The following is a 21,087-nucleotide window of genomic DNA, read 5'->3' on the forward strand; positions in this document are numbered from 1 at the left end:
GCCGGCGGTGTCGGTGGGCCCTCGCCGCGCAGGACCGCGACCCGTACCGCCACCGGGTCCCGATCGACCGTCACGGCCGGTCGGGGTGCAGTTGCCTGGCGAGTTCCTCGACCGCGTCCACCGAGCGTGGCCCGGGCTGCGCGACGGACAGCGAGATCACCGGGAAGGCGTTCGCGCGCAGCGCCGGTACGTCGGCGAGCGCCGGTGTGGCCTTGAGGGTGGCGATCTTGGCGTCGATCGGCGGCGTCACGTAGTCGTAGATCAGCACCACGTCCGGCTTGCGTTCGGCCAACTGCTCCCAGGAGACCTTGGTCCAGCGCTCGTTCAGGTCGGCGAACACGTTGGTGCCGCCGGCGCGGGTGATGATCTCGTTGAGCATCGAGTTGCCGCCGGTGGTCTGCGCGGCGTCGGCGCCCGAGTTGTACACGAACACCTTGACCGGCGCGGCGCCGGCGAGCCGTGCGGTGACCGCGTCGAGCCGCTGCCGGAACGCGGCGGCGGAGCGCTCGGCGCGCTCGGGCACGCCGAAGATGCCGCCGATGGAGCGGAGTTCGCCGTAGAGCTGATCGAAGGTGACCGGCGCCTTGGCGCAGCCCTCGGGGTTGAGGTGGGTCTTGACGTTCAACTCGCCGAGCCGCGCCCGGGTGTGGCCGGACGACTCGGAGAAGCCGTCCGGGTAGCCCGAGTAGACGAAGTCGGGGGTGGCTTCGAGGAGTTTCTCCAGCGAGGGTTGCGCGTCGGCGAGCACCGGGATCCGCGCGTACGGCTCCTTGTACTTGTCGCCGATGGTCCGTCCCTTGAGGTAGGCGGTGCCCACCATCCGGTCGGCCAGGCCCAGTTCGAGCATCAACTCGGTCGCGTTGGAGGTCAGCGTCGCGGCGCGCTGCGGCGGCCGGTCGTAGCTCGTGGTCACACCGCAGTTGTCGGTGTCCGTGTACGGCTTGTAGGCGGCGGGTGCGGGAGCGGCGGCCTTGTCGTCCCGCACGGCGCCGCCGCACGCGGTCGCGAACAGCGCGAGCGCGGCCACCGCCGCGGCCCACGAATATCGGTGTGCCGCCGGCATCCGCCCGGGTATCTGCGTACGCATCGTCGAAGCTCTCCCTTGCGAGTCCTCGTCGGGGGAACTCGGGAGGGAGTACGGCGGCGGACACCGCACGGCGCCGTCGTCCGACGGACCCGCCCGCGAGGTCCCGGAAGTCCGCGTGCGCGAGGCGGACGCGGGCGACGGCAGGTCTTCGGACTCGTGGGCGGGTCCCGGGAGCCACGGGTGTGGCCGGGATGCCTACCGGTCGTCGCTTCCCGGGACCCGTTCGACCGGGGCCCAGTGCGTGATGACGACTTTCGTTCCCACTTACCGCTGCGGGGCAGTTCCGGATTCGCACCGGATTCCCTCTTGCGACACCCGGAATCGGTCGAAGCCGGGTGAACCGTTCGCAAGGGCAGCCTAACCAGGGCGCCTCGGCCGTCGAGCGAGGGGGCCGGGACGGGCCCGCCGAGGGTCACGGCGGCCGAGTGAGCGGCCACGGCGGGAGGACCGGCTCGGGTCCGGGCCGGGTCCCACACTCCGGTACGCGCCCACCCCTGTACCCGCTTCGCGCCGTGACCACCTACTCCGCGCGCTCCGGTACGTGCCCCTCCCGCACCCGCTTCGCGCCGTGCCCGCCTACTCCGCGACCAGGATCTCCAGCCCCGCGTCGCGCAGCGCGTCGAGCGCCTCCGCATCGGCCGCGCCGCTCGTGATCAGCAGGTCGATGTCCGCCAGCGGGCACACCACGGCGAGTTCGACCCGGCCCAGCTTCGAGCCGTCCGCGACCACGACCCGGCGACCCGCGGCCCGCAACATCGCGCGTTTGGCCTCGGCCTCGGGCAGGTTCACGTTGGTGATGCCCCCGGTGGGATGCACGCCGTTGCAGCCGAGGAAGACCGTGTCGGCGTGGATCCGCTCCAGGATGTGGTCGCCGAGCGGATTGATCAGCGAGTGCTGCAACGGCCGCAGCGTGCCGCCGGTGACCACGACCGAGAACCGCGGGATCGCCCGTTCCAGCTCCAGGGCGATGGTCAACCCGTTGGTGAACACCACGAGGTCGCGCAGTTCCTCGCGGTCCACCAGCGCGCGGGCCACGAACGTGGTGGTCGTGCCCACGTCCAGCACCACGCTCTCGGACGGCGACACCAGTGCCGCGGCCGCCCGCCCGATCAGCGTCTTCGCGGGCGACGCCGAGGTCAGCGCCTCCTCGAAGGACGGCTCCACCCGGGGGTCGCGGCCGGTGAACATCGCGCCGCCGCGGACCCGGCGCAGCCGGCCCTGCCGCTCCAACACCTCCAGGTCGGCCCGGACCGTCACCCGCGAGATACCGAACGCCTCGGCCAGGTCGGTGACCTTGGCGAAACCCCGGTCCGCGATCGTCGCTGCCATCCGGGCGCGGCGGCCCTCGGCGGGCAGTCCGTCGGTGTCGTCGTCAGGCATGGGCAGCATCTTGCGGACACCTTTCGAAACTTGTCAAACCGCAGGTGGCCCGCGGTCGATCCCGCCAAATGGCAAGCCACATAGGCATCTCTCCTTTCTCATTGACAAGTTTTGGAAAGCTTCGCAAAATGAGCGCATGAAGAAGACGCAGGCCGTCATGGCCGACGGTCGCGAGATCGTCTACTACGACACGCGGGACGACGCGGTGCGCGCCGCCGTCGACCACCGCGATCTCGCGCCCGTGGTCAGCGGCTCGGAGATGCGCTACGACCGGCTGCTCGACGAATGGGTCCTGGTCGCCTCGCACCGGCAGACCCGGACCCACCTGCCCGCGGCCGACGCGTGCCCGCTGTGCCCGTCCACGCCCGAGCGGGCCACCGAGGTCGCCGAGTCCGACTACGAGGTCGTCGTCTTCGAGAACCGCTTCCCGTCCATGTCCGGCTCCTCCACGGCCGACGGCGGTCCGCCGGCGGGCCCCGACCCCGGCTGGGACCACGCCCCGTTCCCACGCCGGCCGTCCGGCGGACGGTGCGAGGTGGTGTGCTTCACCCCCGACCACGACGCGTCCTTCAAGGACCTCACCCCCGAGCGCGCGCGCCTGGTCCTGGACGCGTGGACCGACCGCACCGCCGAGTTGTCCGCGCTGCCCGGCGTCGAGCAGGTGTACTGCTTCGAGAACCGCGGCCGGGAGATCGGCGTGACGCTGCCGCACTCGCACGGGCAGATCTACGCCTACCCGTTCGTCACCCCGCGCACGGCCGCGATGATCGCCACCACGACCGCGCACCGGCACCGCACCGGCCGCAACCTGTTCGACGACGTGCTGGCCGACGAGCGCGCGGACGGGTCGCGGATCGTAGCCGAGGGCGGGCACTGGACGGCGTTCGTGCCCGCCGCCGCGCGCTGGCCGTACGAGGTGCACCTGTACCCGAACCGCCGGGTGCCGGACCTGCTCGCGTTGGACGAGGCCGCGCGCGCCGAGTTCGGCGCGATGTACCTGGACCTGCTGGGCCGCTTCGACCGACTGTTCGACGGCGAACCCGCGCCGTACATCTCCGCGTGGCAGCAGGCGCCGGTCCGCTCGGGGCGCCGGGACTTCGCGCTCCACCTGGAGCTTTTCTCGATTCGCCGGGCACCGGGCAAGTTGAAGTACCTTGCCGGGAGCGAATCGGGGATGGGTGTGTTCATCAGCGACGTACCGCCGGAGACCGCGGCGGCACGACTGCGGGAGGTCGGCGAATGAGGCTCATGGTCACCGGCGGCGCGGGCTACGTGGGCAGCGTCGTCGCCGCCCACCTGGTCGCGGCCGGCCACGATGTGGTGGTGCTCGACGACCTGTCCACGGGGCATCGGGACGCGGTCCCGGACAAGGCGCAATTCGTCGAGGGCCGGGTCCAGGACGCGGCCGAACATCTGGACGCCTCGTTCGACGCCGTGCTGCACTTCGCCGCGTCCTCCCTGGTGGGCGAGTCGGTCACCGACCCGGCCAAGTATTGGCACAACAACGTCGGCGGCTCGCTCGCGCTGCTGGACGCGCTGCGTACGCACGGCGTCACCCGCTTCGTGTTCTCCTCCACCGCGGCCGTGTACGGCGCCCCCGAGGTCTCGCCGATCACCGAGGACGCGCCGTGCGCGCCGACGAACCCGTACGGCGCCTCGAAACTGACGGTCGATCGCCTGATCACCTCGTACTGCGCCGCGTACGGCCTGCGCGCGGTGAGCCTGCGCTACTTCAACGTCGCGGGCGCCCACGGCCGGTACGGCGAGCGGCACGCGACCGAGACCCACCTGATCCCGCTCACGCTCCAGGTGCCCAACGGCACGCGCGGCTCGGTCGCGCTGTACGGCACCGACTACCCGACGCCCGACGGCACGTGCGTACGCGACTACATCCACGTCGCCGATCTGGCCGACGCGCACCTGCTCGCACTGGACGCCACCGAGGTGGGCGGCGCCGCGACCGGGCACCTGATCTGCAACCTCGGCACCGGCACCGGCTTCTCGGTCCGCGACGTGGTGGACGCGGTCCGGACCGTGACCGGATGCGCGGTGCCCGCGCACGACGCGCCGCGCCGGGCGGGTGATCCGCCGTTCCTGGTCGCCGCCGCCGACCGTGCGCGCGACGTGCTCGGCTGGCATCCCACCCGGACATCGCTCGAGGACATCGTCGCGGACGCGTGGTCGTTCCTGCGGGACGGCGAGGCCGGACGATGAGCGTGTTCCGTGTCGAGGGTGTCTGGGCGGCGCCGGGCCGGGTCAACGTGATCGGCGAACACACCGACTACAACAACGGGTTCGTGCTGCCGATCGCGATCCCGCACACCGCGCGCGCGGCGGTCGGGCGACGTACGGACGGCCGACTGCGGCTCGCGTCCGGCCACGCGGGCAGTGAATCGCTCGACGTCGCGATCGAGGACCTGGCGCCCGGCGCACCGACCGGCTGGGCCGCGTACCCGGCGGGCGTGTTGTGGGCACTGCGCGAGGCGGGACACGAGGTCGGCGGCGCCGACATCCGGATCGACAGCGACGTGCCGGTGGGAGCGGGGCTGTCCTCGTCGGCTGCGCTGTCCTGCGCGGTCGTGCTGGCGCTCGACGACCTGTACGAACTGGGCCTGGACCGCGTCGGGTTGGCCCGCATCGCGCAACGCGTGGAGACCGACTTCGTGGGCGTCCCGGTCGGGATGCTGGACCAGATGGCCTCGCTCGGCTGCGTCGCGGGCCACGCGTTCTTCCTCGACTGTCGCGATCTGACGGGCACCCATGTCCCGTTCCACTGCGAGGAGGTGGGGCTGCGTCTGCTGGTGATCGACACCCGGGCCCGACACGCGCTCGTGGACGGCGGCTACGCGGAACGGCGGGCCTCCTGCGAGGAGGCGGCAGGACTGCTCGGGGTGCCGTCGCTGCGCGAGGTGGCCGACCCGGACGCGGCCCTGGCCGCGCTGCCGGACGGGCCGCTGCGCCGTCGGGTGCGGCACATCCTCACCGAGAACGCGCGCGTGCTGCGGGTGGTCGATGCGCTGCGGGCCGGCGATGTGCGGGCGATCGGGCCCGAGTTGACCGCGTCGCACGTATCGATGCGGGACGACTACACGATCTCCTGCGCCGAACTCGACACCGCCGTGGACACCGCGCTGGCGGCGGGCGCGCTCGGGGCGCGGTTGGTGGGCGGGGGCTTCGGCGGCTCGGCGATCGCACTGGTCGACGCGGACCGGTGCGCGGCGGTCGCGGACGCGGTGGAGAAGGCCTTCGCGGCCCGGGGATTCACCGCTCCGCGCTTCTTCCAGGCGGTACCGTCGGCGGGTGCGCACCGGGAATCCTGACCGCTCCCGGGCCCGCCCGGGAGCACGAGGGCGTCGACCCGGCCGCCGCTCCCGTCCTGCCGGCCGGGCTCAGGTCACCTCGGCCGCGGCCGCCCGGAGCAGTGGCCGGACTTCGTACGCGGTGCGGCGCATGACGGGCAGGAGCGCGGCCGGGGGCAGCCGGGCGGGTTGGGTGTGGCACAGAAGCTCGGTGGCGTGCGGATAGCCGGGGTCCGCCCGCAGGGACCGGGCCACGGTTTGCGGGGTACCCGTGTACATGTTGCCGATTGCCAGGTAGTCGGTCGGCGTGAAATCGACCGGGAAGCGGCCGGCGGCTCGGCCCCGGGTGATCCACGGGATCAGCCGCTCGGTCAGGGCGGTGGTCGCGCCGGGGTGCACCGGACGGGAGAGGGCGACGCGGGTCGGGGTGTACCGGGCCAGGTGCTCCGCCGCCTCGCGGTCGCCCGGGAGCGGGCCGGCGGGGCCACTCGAGCGGCGGCCGGAGAGGATGCCGAGGCCGCGTTCGACCGCCCACGCGATGCCTTCGGGACTGCCGGTGCCGAGCCATATCCGGTCGCGCAGGGTGGGTGCGGACGGGACCAGGTCGGTGCCGGTCAACAGGTCGAGCACGGTGTCCACGGTCTCTCGGAGCCGGGCGTGCCGAGCCTGGTACGGGACGCCGAACGCTTCGAACGTGGCGGGGTCGGAGCCCGCCCCGAGGCCCAGTTCCAGCCGGCCGGCGCTGAGTGTGTCGAGTGTGGCGGCGTCCTCGGCGAGCCGGATCGGGTGCTCGGTCGGGGCCACCACGACGGCCGTACCGAGTCGGATCCGGGTGGTGCGTTCGGCAATCGCGGCGAGCAGCACGAACGGGGAGGGCGCCGACGCGCCCTGCGCACCCAGGTGGTGTTGCGCGACCCAGAACGAGTCGTAGCCGAACTCTTCTGCGGCGACCGCCAGTTCGAGGGTCTCGCGATAGACCGCGCGGGCGTCGTCGCCGGCTCCGGCCACGTGGGTGAGGAAGCCGAGCCGCACGCGTGTCGTCCTTCCGAGCCGCGAAACGCCCCGGAGGCATTCGCGGGATCGTCCGTTTTCCACCCATCCCAGGGCGATACCGATCCTAGGACGTGACTTCGCGACCCTCGCCGCCGGCCCCGCCGGGTTCGTGCTCCCCCACCCGCCGGGTCCGTGGGGCCGGCGTCCCGGTCCGCGTAGCGTTGGCGCCATGAGCAACCTCGATACCCAACCGACCCTGACCACGTGCGGCGGCCGGGCCGACGTCCCCGGCGCGCCCGTCCACGAGTTGCTGAAGTCCCGCGAGGTGCCGCTGAGCGAGAGCCACATGGTCCGCCGGCTGCTGCCGAGCCTGGGCCGGCGGATGATCGGCGCGTGGTGCTTCGTGGACCACTACGGCCCGGACGACATCGCGGACGCGCCGGGCATGCAGGTCCCGCCGCACCCGCACCTGGGGCTCCAGACGGTGAGCTGGTTGCGCGAGGGCAGCGTGCTGCACCGGGACAGCCTGGGCAGCCTGGCCACCGTGCGACCCGGCGAGCTGGGTCTGATGACCTCGGGCCGGGCCATCTCGCACTCCGAGGAGTCCCCGCGCGAACACGCCCGACTGCTGCACGGCGCGCAACTGTGGGTCGCGCTGCCGGACGCGCACCGGGGCGTGGACCCGCACTTCGAGCACCACACCGAGCTCCCGGTGGTCGCCGGCGGCGGACTGACCGCCACCGTGATCATGGGCACGCTGGACGGGTCCACCTCGCCGGGCACCACGTACAGCCCGCTGGTCGGCGCGGACCTGACCCTGGCGCCGGACACGGACGTACGGCCGCCGCTGGAGCCGGACTTCGAGTACGCGGTGATGTCGATGTCCGGCGAGGCCGAGGTGGACGGCGTGCCGCTCGCCCCCGGCGGGCTGCTGTACCTGGGCTGCGGGCGGACCTCGCTCTCGATCCGGTCGACGAACGGAGCCGACCTGATGCTGCTCGGCGGCGAGCCGTTCGCCGAGGAGATCGTGATGTGGTGGAACTTCGTGGCGCGCACCGGCGAGGAGGTCACCGCCGCGCGCACGGCATGGGCGAACGGGTCCGACTTCGGCACGGTGAACGGCTACGACGGGCCGCGGATGGACGCGCCGGCGTTGCCGTCCGTACCGCTGCGGGCCCGGGGCCGGGTTCGCTGACGCCGAGGCGGGCTGCCGAGGCGGGCTGCCGAGGCCGGGTGTCGAGGCGGGCTGCCGAGGCCCGATGCGGCCGCGTCCCGAAACGGGCACCGGACGGGACGAGCCCGCGTCGGGCCCGTCCCGTCCCCGGGTCGGCGTTGCCGCCCGGGTCAGCCCTTCGGTGTCGCGAAGACGCCCGGCGGGAACGCGCCGTTGGCCAGGGCCGTGCCGGTGAGCATCGTGGCCAGGTCGGTGAGGCGGGTGGTGTCGGTGTCGCCGAGGTGGTGGAACGGGGCCAGGCCCAGACGATCGGTGCGTTCCTCGACGGATTGACGCAACTCGCGGCCCGCGTCGGTGAGCGCGCCGGCCGCATCGACCAGGCCGCGCGTGGCCAGCCGGTCGCGGGTCGCCTCCCACTGCTCGGCGGTCCAACCGCGGTTGCCGATCGCGAACTCCGGGACGAACCCGCGCCCGGTCGCGGTGTGCGTGAACAGCGCCTCGATGCCGTCCAGTTCGGCCTCGACCAGGGCCACCAGGTGCCCGTCGCCGCGATACTCGCGGATCAGCGTGGCGGCGTGCCACAGCGCGATGTGCGGCTGCTCCGCCGGGTCGGGCGGGTCGAGTTCGGCGTGCGCCGCGTACAGCGGCCGGGCCTCCGGGGCGCCCGCCCACGCGCAGGACAGCGCCAGTTCGGCCGCCTCGCGCAGTTCCGCCGAGCGCACCAGGTCCTCGCCGAGGACCCGGCGCAGCGCCTGGTCGACCACCCGCAGCCGCGCCGCGTACACCGCCTCCGGGGTGGCCAGCGCCCACGCCGCCGGGATGTGCCGGCCGATCAGCGCCGGGCTGAAGTTGTAGAAGGTCGCCCGGACGATGGCCGCGCCGACCGCCCCCATCGGCGCGGCCCGGGACGCGAAGTAGCCCATCCGCCCCTTCCGCAACCCGACCGCGACGAACTCGGGGTCGGCCTCGGGCGCGAAGTAGACCAGCGAATGCAGCGGATTCAGTACGGTGTGGCAGCGCCTGCCGGTGCGAGCATCCATGCCCCGACCGTAACCATCGGCGCAGGCCCGCGACAGGACACGGTGGCTGTCGGCGACCGGTCGCGACCGTGCGCGGTGGCCGTCAGCGGATGCTCGCGACGGTGCGCCGCGCGGCCTCGACGATCTCGTCCAGGTGACCGCCGTGCGCTCCGTGCCAGTACACCCGGTCGCACGCGCGGCATCGGGCGAACGCGTCCACCCGGTCCAGCGTGCCCGCCTCGACCTCGGACTCGACCTCCTCGCGTGTCGCCGCCCGCAACTCGCCGTTGCACGCCGTACAGCGCGTCCAGGGGGCGAGCGGCAGCGCGAACCGGCGGAGCAGGTCGTCGAGTTGGCCGTCCGCACGGATCCCGTACACGTACGCGCCGAACCACAGGTTCTTGCGCCGGAGCAGACCGCGGTCCTGGGTGAGCAGCACCCGCCGCTCGGCGTTGGCCTGGATCACCAGGGTCGGGTCGTCGCAGTCGTTGTGATAGGCCGTGTCGATCCCGACCAGACGCATCCGGCGGGCCAGCGCGCCGAGGTGCACGTCGAGCAGGAAGCGCGGCGCTGTGTCGGCGAAATCCGGGATGGCCTGCGGGCGCCGGATCGGCAGCACGTCCACGACCTCGCCGCCGGCCGGTCGATGCCCCGGCCCGACCTCGCGACCGTCCACCAGCAGCGCGCCGACCTCGGGCAACGGCGGTCCGGCGGATTCCACCAGGTGCCCGAGCGTCGAATCCCCGTCGGCGGGGACGGTCACCGGCAGTCCGCGCAGCCTCGGCGGCAGGAACTGTTGCAACTCGGCGGGGATCTGAAGCAGCACGTCCGATCGATTCACCGGGCCAGCATCCCACCGCGCACCCCCACCGCGCCCGGGGTTTCCGGGGCGATCGCGGGCGGTCGCCGGGGCGCCTCCTCGATCCCCGCCGCCGCCCCGCCCGGCCGATGCCGCGCGCCTACCCGACGCACGCCGACAGGGTGACCTCCCCGCGCGGAAGCCGTGGAATAACCCGTCGCCCCAATGCCTTGAAGCAGCCATCGGGACACACTTCGAAACTCCGGGAGGCGTCCATGGCTCGCAGTGAGCTTCGTCCGATCGTGAAACTTCGTTCCACCGCCGGGACCGGTTTCACTTACGTGACCAGAAAGAACCGGCGCAACGACCCCGACCGGATGACTCTGCGCAAGTACGACCCGGCCGCCGGAAAGCACGTGCTGTTCCGCGAAGAGCGCTAGAAAAAGCTTCGAGCGGAGCAATGAGCCGGACGGCGAAACGGCCGGCGGCACGCCGAAGGGAAAACAGCCGAACCGCAGGGGCCGCACACCGCAACGGGTACGCGGCCCCTGGTCGTGCTCGATTCGCTATCCGCCCGATTCCGGTTCGTCCCTCGCGTCCGAACCGCTTTCGACCAGGTCGTCCCAAAGCCCCAGCCCGCGCAGCACCTCCACGCCACGCGGCCCGGACGCGGCGAGCCCGGCCACGATCGCCTTCCGCAGTTGATTGCGCTCGAAGTCGTCGGCGTCGCCGAGCAACGCGAGCAGTTCGGTACTCAAGGTGGGATCCGCGGCCTCGGCCGAATCGCGGCGATCCAGGTGTTCCACCACCGCCTCGATTCGATCGGGAAACCGGGTCAGCCAGTACGCGATCAGCACCTTCGGCCCCTCTCGAATCAGCGCCTGGTGAAAGTCCAGCCGCATTCGGGTGAGCCGCTGCTGCTCCTTTTCCAGCGGCACCGCCCAGCGCGCCTGGTCGAGCGCGTCCCGGATATTGTCCGGAATCGGCTCGGCAAGCAGGATCGCACCCGCCGGGCGATAGCCGAGGCCGTATTCCGCCAGCACCGTCGGCTGGGCCGCCACGAGATCGAGTTCGTCCTGGAGCCGGCCCTCGTCGGCGCCGTGCGACACGGCCATCGCCTTGCGGATCCGGTTCTCCACGTCACGGCGGATGAAGGCGACCGCGTCCACGGGGCGGCGGCGCGCGACCGTCCCGGCGTCGTGCACCCACCAGTGCAGCTGTACCTGCACCCGACAGGCACGCTCCCCGTCCGGACCGGCCCGCAGCTCGAACTCGCGGATGTCGGCGAACTCGCGTACCGCCACCCACCACAACTCGCGCGCCTTGCGCACCTCCGCGAACGTCGGTACCGGCTTCGCGCTCGACGGGACCACGAGCACATGATCGGCGCGCGACCCGAGCCGATGGCGGAGGTAGGTCAGGATGCGCGAGCCGGTGACGGGCCGGACCAGGGGAATCCGGTCGTCGGTCATGCGCTTGCTCCCCCGTTCGCTCGGGCCGGCGGCTCCTCGAACGCGGTGATGGCGGGTTCGAGCACCTTGATGTCGATCACGTCGCCGTCGGGCAGACCCCGGTGGGCCAGCCGGGTCAGGTCGTACGCGAGGCGCTCCAGTCCGTGGCCGCGGCCACGGCCGGGGCTGAACAGCAGCGCGAAGGTCGCGCGCAGCGCCGCGGCGCGGGTCGCGTCGCCCCGCGTGGTGCCGAGCAGTTCGGTGAACAGCCGGGCCACCACCGGGTATGCGTCCCGATCGCACACCGCGTGCCGGACCACCGCCAAGAATCGCTCGCCGGTCAGCAGTTCGCCGTCGGCGTCCTCGCCGACCAGGACGGCCGCCACCTCGGCGGCGGCCCGTGCCTCCTCCCAGTCCTCCACCCGTTCCAGCACCGACTCGGCGCGCATGCCGTCCCGGCACAGCGCCGCGAGACCCTCCCGGGCCGCCGCCGCCACCGCGCGATCCCCCGTCCGGGCGAGCCGGAGCAGATCCGTCAACGTCCGGCCGGGATAGACCGACGCCAGCCCCGGGTACGCCCGGGCCGCCATCAGTCGCAGCCCCGAGCGGGTGGTGTCCCGACTCCAGCCCGCCAACAGGCGCCGCACCTGGGTGGCCACCACCGCGTCCTGGGCTGCCGCCCGCAACGCCGGCACCGCCATCGCGTGCCTGGCGTCGTCCCGGACCCAGCGCAGCACCGGCGCCAACGGCCGGTGCCCGCGGCCGGTCGCGATCAGGTCGCCCGCGGCGCGGGCCGCGACCCGATGGACGTCCGGCGGATGCCTCGGGGTCGCGGCCAACCAGTCCAGCAGCGGGTCGCGCAGGTCCGGGTACGCGTCCCACACGTGTGCCCGGACCGACGCCGCCCAGTGCGGTCGGTCGAAGGCGACCACGTCAAGCCGGTAGCGGGCGCCGTCACGCGTCGCGTCGGCGGCGATCGTGGTCGCGTCGATCAGGTCCAACCGATCCGCCCGGGCCCGTGGCGGCCAGTCGTCGGCCGGTTCCTCGGCCCCGGTCGGCAGCCGCTCGGTCAGCGTCTCGCGCAGCGCCCCCGCGCGCTCGGTGACGATGCCGTAGTCGTGCCCCTCGAAGACCGCCGCCGCGATCATCAGCGCCCAGTCGGCGCGCCCGGGATGGGCCCGCAGCCAGCCGGCCACGGCCGCGTGGTCGCGATCGCGCAGCACGTTCAGCACCTCGGTCCTGGTGAACCTGCGATCGGCCAGATCGGCCAGGTCGCCGGCGACGGCCGCCGCCCGGTCCGGCCGGCCCCCGTCGGCACGCACCAGTTCGGCGATGTCCTCGTCCACCAGGTCCAGGTGCCGGCGCTCCCAGTCCCGACCCAGGTGGTGGGCGAGGTGGCTGTGCAGCACCTGGAGCGGATCGGGACGTTCACACGGCACGTGCCAGGGTGCCCACAGAGCGAGCACCGGGGCGGCGGCAACCGCGGTCACCACGAGCACGCTGTCGCGTTCGACCAGGCGTCGGCGCAGCAGTTCGAGGTCGTGGCGGACGTAGCCGGCAAGCGGGTCCGCGGCGGCGGAGTCGACCACATAGCCCCGGCCGCGCTGGATCCGGTGGGTGCTCAGGTCCTCGTCGGGGTCGAGCGCGATCACCTTCCCGGCGTACTGGTCCTGCATCAGGTGCAGGGCCAGTGTGCGCTTGCCCGACTCCGCCTCGCCGGTGAGCAGGATCAGGTGGCGGGCCATCATGCTGCGGGCGCGCAGGTAGCCCTTCGGCGGCACGAACGTGCGCCGGACGAACTCGCTCTCCTCCGGCCAGATCGGGCCCTCGCGCGCCTGCCGCAACCGGCGCGTGCTGCCGGGGCCGGCCCCGGAGGTCAGGTCCGCGAACATCCGTGCGCCGAAGACGTGCGTCCCGGTCGTGCCGTCCAGGTTGACGATCACCGTGCCGGCCGCGTCCGGACGCACGAGGTCCTCGTCCGGCCGGTCCCGGTCCGGTCGGCCCCGGTCCGGCCTGTCCCGGTCGACCTGTGCCGGGTCGATCCGCCGCTCGGACCGCCGGGGTCCGGCGGCGTCCTCGCGCGGCGGGACGGCGCGTGCCGAGGCGGCCGGGTCGAGCGGCCGCTCGTCGGGAAGGCTCATCTCACACGTCCCGGACCGTGCCGCCGACGTGCGGCTCGTCGTCCGGGTCCCGGCGGTGGTGCGTGAACCTCTCGGTATCCACGGCGAACAACGCCCGGATCGACGGTATGTCGGACACGGATTCCCCCTTCGGCGAGCGTGTGACCACGCTGGGTTCGACGGGTCCACCGTGCCGCAGCCGCGCGCGCGGCGCCGCGTACTTCGGCCTTCCGGTGTCGGGATCGTGGCGCGGCAACCGACCCGGTCGCCGGCGGGTGTCCGGGAAATCATTCGACAGCGACCCGGTGTTTGTGCCGATAGTCACGAATATCGAGCCGACGTGCGCTGCCCACGTGGGCGAGCCGCAACTATGTGTTGCAGACCGGGGCCACCTTCGTCACCGGGCTGGGCAATTCCGGGGCGCTGATCGCAGCGGCCTTCGCGGTGCTGGACGCCGGTGGTGGCGGGACCGGCGTCGGGTTCGTGGCCGCCGCGCGGACCCTGCCGCTGGTCGGGTTCCTGTTGCTGGGCGGGGTGATCGCGGATCGTTTCCCGAGGCATCACGTGATGGTGCTCGCCAACGTCGCGAACGCGCTGTCCCAGGGTGTGTTCGGGGTCTACGTGCTCACCGGAGGCACCGAACTGTGGGTGATGATGCTGCTCTCCGGCATCGGCGGTTCGGCGCAGGCGCTGTATCTGCCCGCCGCACAGGGCTTGTTGTTCGCCTCGATGGAGGCCGAGCACGCCGGGCCCGCACTGGCCGCGTACCGGGTCGCGGCAACCGGCTCGCAGATCGGCGGGGCGGCGCTCGGCGGGGCGCTGACCACCACGATCGGGCCCGGTGCGGTTCTCGTGCTGGACGCCGCCGGCTTCGTGTTGGCCGCGGTGCTGCGGCTGTTCATGCGGCTGCCCGCGTCCGGCCCGGTCGAGGACGACTCGGTGTTGCGGCAACTCGTGGACGGCTGGCGGGCGTTCGTGGCGCGGCGCTGGTTGTGGGGGATCGTGCTGCAGTTCGCGCTGCTGAACGGGGTGATGACCGCCGGCGAGACGGTGTACGGGCCGTTGGTGGCCGAGGAGCACTGGGGCGCGGCCTGGCCGTGGGGCGTGGCGCTGAGCGCGCTGGGCCTGGGCGCCCTGGTCGGCGGTCTGATCCAGGTGCGGTATCGGCCCCGCCGGCTGCTTCGGGTGGGCAACTGGGGTCTCCTGCCGGTCGCGCCGACCTTCGTCGCGCTCGCGATCCCCGCGCCGTGGCCGCTGCTCGCGTTGTCGATGTTCGTCTGCGGGGTGGGCATGGAGGTGTTCGGCGTGTGCTGGATGTCGGCCCTGCACCAGGAGATCCCGCCCGAGTACATCGCCCGCGTCTCGGCCTACGACTGGCTCGGCTCGATGGCCCTGGCCCCCGCGTGCACCGCGCTGGCGGGTCCGGCGGGCAATGCCTTCGGTTACTCGAACATGTTGTGGGCCTGTGCGGGCGCGTGTGTCGTGCTGGTGCTCGCCGCGTTCGTGATCCCCGAGGTCAGGACGCTGTCCCGGACGCCGACCGGACAGCGGGTGAGCGACCCGGTCGCCACGGTCGACGCGTCCTGACCCGACACCGCCGGCGCACCCGGAGCCGAGCCCGGGCCCTGGCTCGCGGCCTTGCTGCCGCCGGGCAGCACAGCCAGGGCCTAGGCTCGCGGCCATGGTGATCACCGTCGATCCGGCCTCGCCCGTCGCGCCGTTCGAGCAGATTCGGGCCCAGCTCGCCGAGCAGGCCCGGGCCGGCACGCTGCCTGCCGGCACCCGGCTGCCGACCGTACGCGGCCTGGCCGGCGACCTCGGCCTCGCGCCCAACACCGTCGCCCGCGCCTACCGCGAACTGGAGGCGGACGGCGTGATCGAGACCCGGGGTCGTTCCGGGAGCTTCGTCGCCGCCGTCGGCGACACCGCGCACCGGGCCGCGAGCGAGGCCGCGCTGGAATACGCCCACCGGGCACACCGGCTCGGCCTGACCCGCGACGAGGCGATCACCACCGCGCTGGCCGCGTTCGACGCGGTCTACGACGCCTGAACCCGGCCCTCGAACCCCGGCCGGGCCCGCCCGGTCGGGAAAAAGCGCTACGCGAAAACCTCTGTACGGACGGCCCGGGGCACCGGATCATCGAATTCATGTCGATGCCTCGCCAGACGTCCCGCCCATCGGATGGGGCGCCGAGCTCAGCCGGTGACGACCCCTCGACGCTACTGCCCTTCGTCTTCGGACTCGACGACGCGGACACCCCGTACGACGCCGTGGACGGACTCGCCCTCGCCGCCTTCGTGACCGGCGCCCAGCCGTGGGCCAGGACCACCCGCCTGGACCGGGTCAAGCCCGGCGCCCGACTCGTGCCGCGCGGCGCCAAAGTGGTCCGCGCCGTCGAGGAGGACGACCGCTCCTCCCAACTCGCCGTCGGCGACGGCTGGACCCTGCGCTCGGTGCGCTGGCGCAGCGGTGGCGGCGAGGTCACCGTGACGGCCGTCGACGAGAAGGTCGGCCGCGCGGTACTGAAGAAGGCGGTCAAGGGCGCGGCGGCCGATCCGCCGCCCAAGGACGAGGCCGTCGCGATGGGCTTTTGGTACTTCTCCGCCCGGCGCGGCCCGTACCGCACCACCCGGGCGATCACCGCCGCGCCGTGGGAGGACATCCGGCGCAACTACACCGCGCCGACCGCCGGCGCGTTCGACCGGCTGATGAAGGTGACGCCCGACGACGTGTCCGGGCGGTTGATCCTGCTGCACGGTCCGCCCGGCACCGGCAAGACCACGGCGCTGCGCGCGCTGGCCCGCTCGTGGCAGGACTGGTGCCGGATGGACTGCGTACTCGATCCCGAGGCGCTGTTCGGCGACACCGGCTACCTGATGGACGTGGCGATCGGGCGCGGCGACGAGGACGAGGAGTCGCACGACAAGTCCAAGAAGCAGCGGTGGCGGCTGTTGGTCCTGGAGGACTGCGACGAGCTGATCCGCGGCGAGGCCAAACGCTCGGCCGGTCAGGCGCTGTCCCGGCTGCTCAACCTCACCGACGGCCTGCTCGGTCAGGGCCGCAACGTGATGGTGGCGATCACCACCAACGAGAACCTCGGCCGGTTGCACCCGGCGGTGGTGCGCCCCGGCCGCTGCCTGGCCCAGATCGACGTCGGCCCGCTGGACTTCGCCGAGGCGCGCGAGTGGCTCGGCACCGCCGACGGCATCGGCACGCACGCGACCCTCGCGGAGCTGTACGCGCTGCGCAACGGCGCGGCTCCGGTCGAGGTCGAGCGGCCCCGGCACGGCGGCGAGGGGTTGTATCTGTAGCGGCCGTGGCCCCGCCGGCGGGATCCGTGCCGGCGGGGCCCCGGAGACGACGCGCGGCCGGCTCCGGGACCGGGTGGCCGGCGGCTACACGTCCAGGTCCACCACGACCGGCGCGTGGTCGCTGGTGCCCTTGCCCTTGCGGGCCTCGCGGTCGACGTAGGCGTCGGTGGTCGCGGAGACGAACGGCGTGTTGCCGTAGACCAGGTCGATCCGCATGCCCTTGTTCTTCGGGAAGCCCAGCTCGCGGTAGTCCCAGTAGGTGAACGGGACGTCGTACTTGAGCGCCCGGGGCATCACCTCGCGCAGTCCCACGCCCTCCAGCGCGGTGACCGCGTCCCGCTCGGCCTGCGTCACATGGGTGGAGTTCTCGCCGAACAGCGAGATGTCCCACACGTCGCGGTCGGTGGGCGCGACGTTGAAGTCGCCGAGCACCGCGAACGGTCGCGAGCCCGCCGCGTCGGCGGCGACCGCGGTGCGCAGCGCGCTCAGCCACTCCAGCTTGTAGGCGTAGTGCGGGTTGTCCACCTCGCGGCCGTTGGGCACGTACACCGACCACACCCGGACGCCGCCGCAGGTCGCGGAGATCGCTCTGGCCTCGTGCGGGCCGTCGACCTCGGGGAAGCCCGGACCGGCCTCCAGCCCGAGGGTGACATCGGCCAGGCCGACCTTGGACAACACCGCGACACCGTTCCAGCGCCCACCGGCGTTGACGGCCGACGTGTAGCCGGCCTCCTCCAGTTCCTTGCTCGGATAGGCCTCGGGTGTGGACTTGAGCTCCTGCAGACACACCACGTCGGGCGCGGCCCGCTCCAGCCACTCCAGCAGCTTGGGCAGCCGGGCCCCGATCGAGTTGATGTTCCAGGTGGCGACCCTCATGCGAACCTTCCAGGGCGGACGACGGCGGTCGGGGCGGCCGGACCGGCCGGACACACCCCGCGGCCATTCTCCCTCGGCGGGGTGACACCACCGGTGCGCCCGAGGCGCGTCGGATGCGGTAGGCATGGGGCATGGACACCACTGCCCCGGCCGATTCCGAACTCGCCGAACTGACCGCCGCGCTCGCCGCCTTCGCCGCCGAGCGGCACTGGCAGCCGTACCACACGCCGAAGAACCTGGTGATGGCGCTGAGTGTGGAGGCGGCGGAGCTGGTGGAGATCTTCCAGTGGCTGACTCCCGAGCAGGCCGCCGACGTGATGTCGGATCCGGAGCGCGGCGAGCACGTCCGGGAGGAGATCGCGGACGTCCTCGCCTACCTGCTCGGACTCGCGGGGCAGCTCGGCGTCGACCCGGCGCAGGCACTGCGGGACAAGATGGTCAAGAACGCGATCAAGTACCCGCCGGGCGCGCCGGGGTTGTAGACCGGATCGATCCGCGCACGGGGGTTGTCAGCCGGACCGATCCGCGCACCGGGGTTGTCGGCCGGATCGATCCGCGCGACCGGGCGTGGCACGCCGGGTCCGAGCGGATAACGACCGCCGTGCCGGCTACACCCGGCGCAGCCGGATCCAGTGCCGCGCGCGGGTGATCCGGTGGGCGACGCGCGGCCCGCGCGGGTCCGGCTTCGCGGCGGTCGTGGCCACGAGCCTGGTCTGGGTGCGCGGAGCGTCGGGTTCGTAGGGCAGGGCCCCGAGGTCGCCGGGCAGACCGTCGACCGCGGACCGGGCGCCTTCGAGCAGCGTGTCCGTCATGGTTGTTCCCCCGTTCGGGATCCCACGGACCCCGTTGTCTTCCTCGATCTCGACGTTTTCCTCGATCTCGTCGATGTCGTCGATCGCGCCGATCGCGCCGACGGTGTGCATCTCGGCGTGCGGCGACTCGGTCTCGGTCATCACGCGTGCCCTCCCGAACAGGCGTCCATGGTGCGACGGTCCCGTCGCACCTCGGCCGGCGTGCCCTCCGCAACCACGCGGCCGGATTCCAACAGGGCGACCCGATCGCACACCGCGTCGACGAAGTCGCTCTCGTGATCCACCACGAGCAGCCCCACGCCGTCCGCCGCGACACCGCGCAGGAGCAGCAGCAGGGCCTCCGTCTCGCGCGGCGTCAATCCCGCGCTCGGCTCGTCCAGCAGCAGCACACGCGGTACGGCCACCATGCCGCGCGCGATGTCCAGGAGCCGTCGTTCGCCGTACGTGAGCACGCCCGCGTTGCGCTCGGGGCGACCGCGCGGACCCGCCCGACTCGGCGCGGCCGGTCCACCGGGTCTGCGCTCCTGCTCGACCCGCGCCATCATCGGGCGTAACAACCACGAGGCGAGCAGCAGCCGGTGTCGGGTCTCGGAGCCGGCGAGCACGACACTGTCCGCGCCGGATAACGCGCGAACCGGCTGCGGGGTCTGGAACATCCGGACCACGCCGGCCCCACGCGAGCGTTCGGGGCTGCCCAGGCGGACCGGCCGGCCGTCCACGAACAACTCGCCGCCGGCCGGCACCACCCCGGTGATCGCGTTGAGCAGCGTGGTCTTGCCGCTGCCCCGCGGGCCGATCACGCCGAGCACCTCGCCGCGATCCACCGTCAGGGACACGTCGTCCACAGCGCGTAATCCGCCGAAGTCCACCCGGACGTCCCGGACCCGCAGGACCGGTCGTCGCACCTGATCGGACGCGATGGCCGGGACCGGCTCGGGCCCCGGGACGTACCGACGCGCCGGGTCAGGCATGGTCGCCCCCCTTGGCTCGGCCCGGATCCCGCGCGTGTGCAACGGTCGTTCGCACCCGCGCGGGCGGGCCCGCGAGTGTCGCCTGCCCTGGCGACACCTGCCGCGCCGCGACGGCCCCCCGGCCGCGCGGCTTTTTGGGGCCCGAGCCGAGGCGCGCATGCGGGCGCGCCCCGGCGTCGGACCCTTCCCCCGGGCGGCGCACGGGACCGGACGCCATACCTGACACGGCGTCACCCCCCACCCGCGCGCCACCCGTATCGGAGGCCGATCCGGAAGCCGGATCGGCGCTCGGACAGGGCTCCCCCACCCCGTCCGATACCGACCCGGACATATCCGGGACAACCTCCGCGAACCGGACAGACGCCGACTCCCCTCCTGACCCGGCGTCACCTCCCGGCCACGACACATGGTTTGCACTGGTTCGGGGCAACCGGCCGCCCCCGGCCCGGTCGACGTACCCGAGCACGACCCGATCGGGACGCGTCGCGAACGCGGAAGTCTCGGGACGCGTCGCGAACTCCGAAGTCGGAACGAGGGATGACGGCGCACCCGAGCCGCCGGGCAACCTACGCCCGGCGAGCCGGAGTCGGCCCGGATCGGCCCCGAGACGGCCGGACACCGCGCGGGCGGCGAACGGCGCGACGAAGGTGACCATGGTCAGACCGCACCGTGCACGAGTGCCGGGAGCTCGGTCGACGCACCGCCGCGAACGCCGGTGACCGGCGCGGTGCGAGCGGACACGACGGGGCCGCCCGTCCGGAATCGATTCCCGGCGGGTCCTCGACCTGCTCGTGCCGCTCTGGTGGTGCGTGTCGTGCGCACGGCATGCGCCGCGCGTGCCGTCCATCGAGCCATGGGAGCCAACGCCTCTCGCGTCGTCTCCCCGCCCGGCCATCCCCCACGGAGTCCCGGATGCGGCACAAGCTAGACCGCAACGCCCTTTGCCCGCAAGGGCCTTGACAGCGGTTCGAGAACTGGCGTAGAAGGTTCAGCACAATCTAACAAATGTTAGATAGGTAGTTCGATTCTCCCTGAAGGCAATCCCCCACCGATCAACGGCAACCGCTCCACCTGCGGTTAGGCTGCACGCACCGCACGACGCAGCCGCATCCACCCGCCGGACCGAGAACGGGCGCTCATGTCACGCAGGAAGACGGAACCCGAAGCACTTCCGCGCCGGGAGGTGATCCTGTCCGAGGCGGCAACGCTGTTCGCCCGCAAGGGAGTCGTCGCGTCGACGGTGCGCGAGATAGCCGACGCGTCGGGGATCCTCGCGGGCAGCATCTATCACTGGTTCGGTTCGAAAGAGGATCTGATCGACGAGATCCTCACCGGCGCGATGCGCGACCTGTCGACGTGGTACGACGAGGCGTTCGCCGACGCGCGCACCTCGAGCGACCGGTTGCGCGGACTCGTGCACGCCGCGTTCCGCACCATCGAGCACCACCCCGACGCGGCCACGATGTACGTCCGGGACTACGCCTACCTGGCCACGCTGCCGCGCTTCGCGCATCTGGCGGCGGACGGTGCCCGAGTCCGTGACCTGTGGCTGAACACCCTTCAGGAGGGCATCGAGTCCGGGGAGTTCCGCGCCGATCTGGATCCGGAGCTGGTCTACCGCTACCTGGCCTATCCACTGTGGCTCACCGCCGGTTGGAAGTCCGGCATCGACCGCACCCTGCCCGAACTGGAAGCCCAATTCACGGCGCTCGTGCTGGAAGGCGTCACCCCCCGGAACTGACGAGGCGACGGCCGCCGACCACGCCGACGCCGGTGGGGGACCCCGAGCGTTCG

General features: G+C 72.7%; 20 protein-coding genes and 1 riboswitch. Of the genes, 10 read left to right on the top strand and 10 right to left on the bottom strand.

Annotated elements, in window-relative coordinates; translation table 11 throughout:
- Positions 1–70: 70 nt before the first annotated feature.
- The gene (locus OG948_RS12855) at positions 71–1,087 is read right to left on the bottom strand and encodes an ABC transporter substrate-binding protein (protein ID WP_406296336.1); all 1,017 of its coding nucleotides are present in this window, start codon (positions 1,085–1,087) and stop codon (positions 71–73) included.
- 121 nt (positions 1,088–1,208) lie between these two features.
- Positions 1,209–1,447: riboswitch (cobalamin riboswitch) on the bottom strand.
- Positions 1,448–1,663: 216 nt separating this feature from the next.
- Positions 1,664–2,467, bottom strand: a complete 804-nt coding sequence (locus OG948_RS12860) for a DeoR/GlpR family DNA-binding transcription regulator (protein WP_406296338.1) — start codon at positions 2,465–2,467, stop codon at positions 1,664–1,666.
- A 136-nt stretch (positions 2,468–2,603) separates the two neighbouring features.
- Here OG948_RS12860 and galT point away from each other — a divergent pair, with 136 nt between their 5' ends.
- From galT to galK, 3 genes are read left to right on the top strand one after another with little or no spacing between them, the layout of a single operon-like run.
- The gene (gene galT / locus OG948_RS12865; RefSeq protein WP_406296340.1) at positions 2,604–3,710 is read left to right on the top strand and encodes a galactose-1-phosphate uridylyltransferase; all 1,107 of its coding nucleotides are present in this window, start codon (positions 2,604–2,606) and stop codon (positions 3,708–3,710) included.
- A 5-nt stretch (positions 3,711–3,715) separates the two neighbouring features.
- On the top strand, positions 3,716–4,681 hold the full coding sequence (gene galE / locus OG948_RS12870) for a UDP-glucose 4-epimerase GalE (protein WP_406300246.1): 966 nt from the start codon (positions 3,716–3,718) through the stop codon (positions 4,679–4,681).
- A complete protein-coding gene (galK, locus tag OG948_RS12875) occupies positions 4,678–5,787 on the top strand; it encodes a galactokinase (protein WP_406296341.1) in 1,110 nt (369 codons plus the stop codon). The genes galE and galK overlap by 4 nt, the downstream gene beginning before the upstream one ends.
- 69 nt (positions 5,788–5,856) lie before the next feature.
- Here galK and OG948_RS12880 read toward each other — a convergent pair whose 3' ends face one another.
- The gene (locus tag OG948_RS12880) at positions 5,857–6,798 is read right to left on the bottom strand and encodes an LLM class flavin-dependent oxidoreductase (RefSeq protein WP_406296342.1); all 942 of its coding nucleotides are present in this window, start codon (positions 6,796–6,798) and stop codon (positions 5,857–5,859) included.
- Positions 6,799–6,988: 190 nt separating this feature from the next.
- Here OG948_RS12880 and OG948_RS12885 point away from each other — a divergent pair, with 190 nt between their 5' ends.
- Positions 6,989–7,954, top strand: a complete 966-nt coding sequence (locus tag OG948_RS12885; protein WP_406296344.1) for a pirin family protein — start codon at positions 6,989–6,991, stop codon at positions 7,952–7,954.
- 149 nt (positions 7,955–8,103) lie between these two features.
- On the opposite strand, the gene OG948_RS12890 is transcribed toward OG948_RS12885, so the two are convergent.
- Positions 8,104–8,973 carry an SCO6745 family protein gene (locus OG948_RS12890; RefSeq protein WP_406296345.1) on the bottom strand — a complete coding sequence of 290 codons (870 nt, stop codon included), beginning with the start codon at positions 8,971–8,973 and terminating at the stop codon, positions 8,104–8,106.
- A gap of 82 nt (positions 8,974–9,055) precedes the next feature.
- Positions 9,056–9,793: a Mut7-C RNAse domain-containing protein gene (locus OG948_RS12895; RefSeq protein ID WP_406296346.1), complete on the bottom strand. Its 738-nt coding sequence runs from the start codon at positions 9,791–9,793 to the stop codon at positions 9,056–9,058.
- A 233-nt stretch (positions 9,794–10,026) separates the two neighbouring features.
- Here OG948_RS12895 and rpmG point away from each other — a divergent pair, with 233 nt between their 5' ends.
- Complete coding sequence (gene rpmG / locus OG948_RS12900) at positions 10,027–10,191, top strand: 50S ribosomal protein L33 (RefSeq protein ID WP_078977190.1); 165 nt, start codon at positions 10,027–10,029, stop codon at positions 10,189–10,191.
- Positions 10,192–10,317: 126 nt separating this feature from the next.
- Here rpmG and OG948_RS12905 read toward each other — a convergent pair whose 3' ends face one another.
- Both OG948_RS12905 and OG948_RS12910 read right to left on the bottom strand, forming a co-directional pair.
- Positions 10,318–11,223 carry a hypothetical protein gene (locus OG948_RS12905; protein WP_406296347.1) on the bottom strand — a complete coding sequence of 302 codons (906 nt, stop codon included), beginning with the start codon at positions 11,221–11,223 and terminating at the stop codon, positions 10,318–10,320.
- Positions 11,220–13,343: a hypothetical protein gene (locus OG948_RS12910; RefSeq protein ID WP_406296348.1), complete on the bottom strand. Its 2,124-nt coding sequence runs from the start codon at positions 13,341–13,343 to the stop codon at positions 11,220–11,222. Before OG948_RS12910 ends, OG948_RS12905 begins: the two co-directional genes overlap by 4 nt.
- 351 nt (positions 13,344–13,694) lie before the next feature.
- Here OG948_RS12910 and OG948_RS12915 point away from each other — a divergent pair, with 351 nt between their 5' ends.
- From OG948_RS12915 to OG948_RS12925, 3 genes are all read left to right on the top strand, one after another.
- The gene (locus OG948_RS12915; protein ID WP_406296349.1) at positions 13,695–14,909 is read left to right on the top strand and encodes an MFS transporter; all 1,215 of its coding nucleotides are present in this window, start codon (positions 13,695–13,697) and stop codon (positions 14,907–14,909) included.
- A gap of 94 nt (positions 14,910–15,003) precedes the next feature.
- On the top strand, positions 15,004–15,372 hold the full coding sequence (locus tag OG948_RS12920; RefSeq protein ID WP_395863090.1) for a GntR family transcriptional regulator: 369 nt from the start codon (positions 15,004–15,006) through the stop codon (positions 15,370–15,372).
- 104 nt (positions 15,373–15,476) lie between these two features.
- Positions 15,477–16,634: a DUF5925 domain-containing protein gene (locus OG948_RS12925; RefSeq protein WP_406300247.1), complete on the top strand. Its 1,158-nt coding sequence runs from the start codon at positions 15,477–15,479 to the stop codon at positions 16,632–16,634.
- Positions 16,635–16,718: 84 nt separating this feature from the next.
- Here the strand turns inward: OG948_RS12925 and OG948_RS12930 are convergent, their stop codons facing one another.
- Positions 16,719–17,510 carry an exodeoxyribonuclease III gene (locus OG948_RS12930; RefSeq protein ID WP_406296351.1) on the bottom strand — a complete coding sequence of 264 codons (792 nt, stop codon included), beginning with the start codon at positions 17,508–17,510 and terminating at the stop codon, positions 16,719–16,721.
- 131 nt (positions 17,511–17,641) lie between these two features.
- Here OG948_RS12930 and OG948_RS12935 point away from each other — a divergent pair, with 131 nt between their 5' ends.
- Positions 17,642–17,992, top strand: coding sequence for a nucleotide pyrophosphohydrolase (locus OG948_RS12935; protein ID WP_406296353.1), 351 nt, complete (start codon positions 17,642–17,644; stop codon positions 17,990–17,992).
- Between the two features lie 126 nt (positions 17,993–18,118).
- On the opposite strand, the gene OG948_RS12940 is transcribed toward OG948_RS12935, so the two are convergent.
- Together OG948_RS12940 and OG948_RS12945 are read right to left on the bottom strand one after the other, a co-directional pair.
- Positions 18,119–18,463 carry a hypothetical protein gene (locus OG948_RS12940; RefSeq protein WP_406296355.1) on the bottom strand — a complete coding sequence of 115 codons (345 nt, stop codon included), beginning with the start codon at positions 18,461–18,463 and terminating at the stop codon, positions 18,119–18,121.
- Positions 18,463–19,293 carry an ABC transporter ATP-binding protein gene (locus OG948_RS12945; RefSeq protein WP_406296357.1) on the bottom strand — a complete coding sequence of 277 codons (831 nt, stop codon included), beginning with the start codon at positions 19,291–19,293 and terminating at the stop codon, positions 18,463–18,465. Before OG948_RS12945 ends, OG948_RS12940 begins: the two co-directional genes overlap by 1 nt.
- A gap of 1,138 nt (positions 19,294–20,431) precedes the next feature.
- Here OG948_RS12945 and OG948_RS12950 point away from each other — a divergent pair.
- Entirely contained in the window at positions 20,432–21,034 is a 603-nt protein-coding gene (locus tag OG948_RS12950; protein ID WP_395863102.1) for a TetR/AcrR family transcriptional regulator, read from the top strand.
- Positions 21,035–21,087: the final 53 nt, after the last annotated feature.

The sequence above is a fragment of the Embleya sp. NBC_00888 genome, assembly GCF_045207655.1.
Lineage (GTDB): Bacteria > Actinomycetota > Actinomycetes > Streptomycetales > Streptomycetaceae > Embleya.

Bases quoted from the DNA above. Each gene is read 5' to 3' on its own strand.
- OG948_RS12855 (WP_406296336.1), bottom strand. From the start codon at position 1,087: ATGCGTACGCAGATACCCGGGCGGATGCCGGCGGCACACCGATATTCG.
- rpmG (WP_078977190.1), top strand. From the start codon at position 10,027: ATGGCTCGCAGTGAGCTTCGTCCGATCGTGAAACTTCGTTCCACCGCC.
- galE (WP_406300246.1), top strand. From the start codon at position 3,716: ATGGTCACCGGCGGCGCGGGCTACGTGGGCAGCGTCGTCGCCGCCCAC.
- galK (WP_406296341.1), top strand. From the start codon at position 4,678: ATGAGCGTGTTCCGTGTCGAGGGTGTCTGGGCGGCGCCGGGCCGGGTC.
- OG948_RS12925 (WP_406300247.1), top strand. From the start codon at position 15,477: ATGCCTCGCCAGACGTCCCGCCCATCGGATGGGGCGCCGAGCTCAGCC.
- OG948_RS12935 (WP_406296353.1), top strand. From the start codon at position 17,642: ATGGACACCACTGCCCCGGCCGATTCCGAACTCGCCGAACTGACCGCC.
- OG948_RS12890 (WP_406296345.1), bottom strand. From the start codon at position 8,973: ATGGATGCTCGCACCGGCAGGCGCTGCCACACCGTACTGAATCCGCTG.
- OG948_RS12860 (WP_406296338.1), bottom strand. From the start codon at position 2,467: ATGCCTGACGACGACACCGACGGACTGCCCGCCGAGGGCCGCCGCGCC.
- OG948_RS12945 (WP_406296357.1), bottom strand. From the start codon at position 19,293: ATGCCTGACCCGGCGCGTCGGTACGTCCCGGGGCCCGAGCCGGTCCCG.
- OG948_RS12950 (WP_395863102.1), top strand. From the start codon at position 20,432: ATGTCACGCAGGAAGACGGAACCCGAAGCACTTCCGCGCCGGGAGGTG.
- OG948_RS12905 (WP_406296347.1), bottom strand. From the start codon at position 11,223: ATGACCGACGACCGGATTCCCCTGGTCCGGCCCGTCACCGGCTCGCGC.
- OG948_RS12920 (WP_395863090.1), top strand. From the start codon at position 15,004: ATGGTGATCACCGTCGATCCGGCCTCGCCCGTCGCGCCGTTCGAGCAG.
- galT (WP_406296340.1), top strand. From the start codon at position 2,604: ATGAAGAAGACGCAGGCCGTCATGGCCGACGGTCGCGAGATCGTCTAC.
- OG948_RS12910 (WP_406296348.1), bottom strand. From the start codon at position 13,343: ATGAGCCTTCCCGACGAGCGGCCGCTCGACCCGGCCGCCTCGGCACGC.
- OG948_RS12885 (WP_406296344.1), top strand. From the start codon at position 6,989: ATGAGCAACCTCGATACCCAACCGACCCTGACCACGTGCGGCGGCCGG.
- OG948_RS12930 (WP_406296351.1), bottom strand. From the start codon at position 17,510: ATGAGGGTCGCCACCTGGAACATCAACTCGATCGGGGCCCGGCTGCCC.
- OG948_RS12940 (WP_406296355.1), bottom strand. From the start codon at position 18,463: ATGACCGAGACCGAGTCGCCGCACGCCGAGATGCACACCGTCGGCGCG.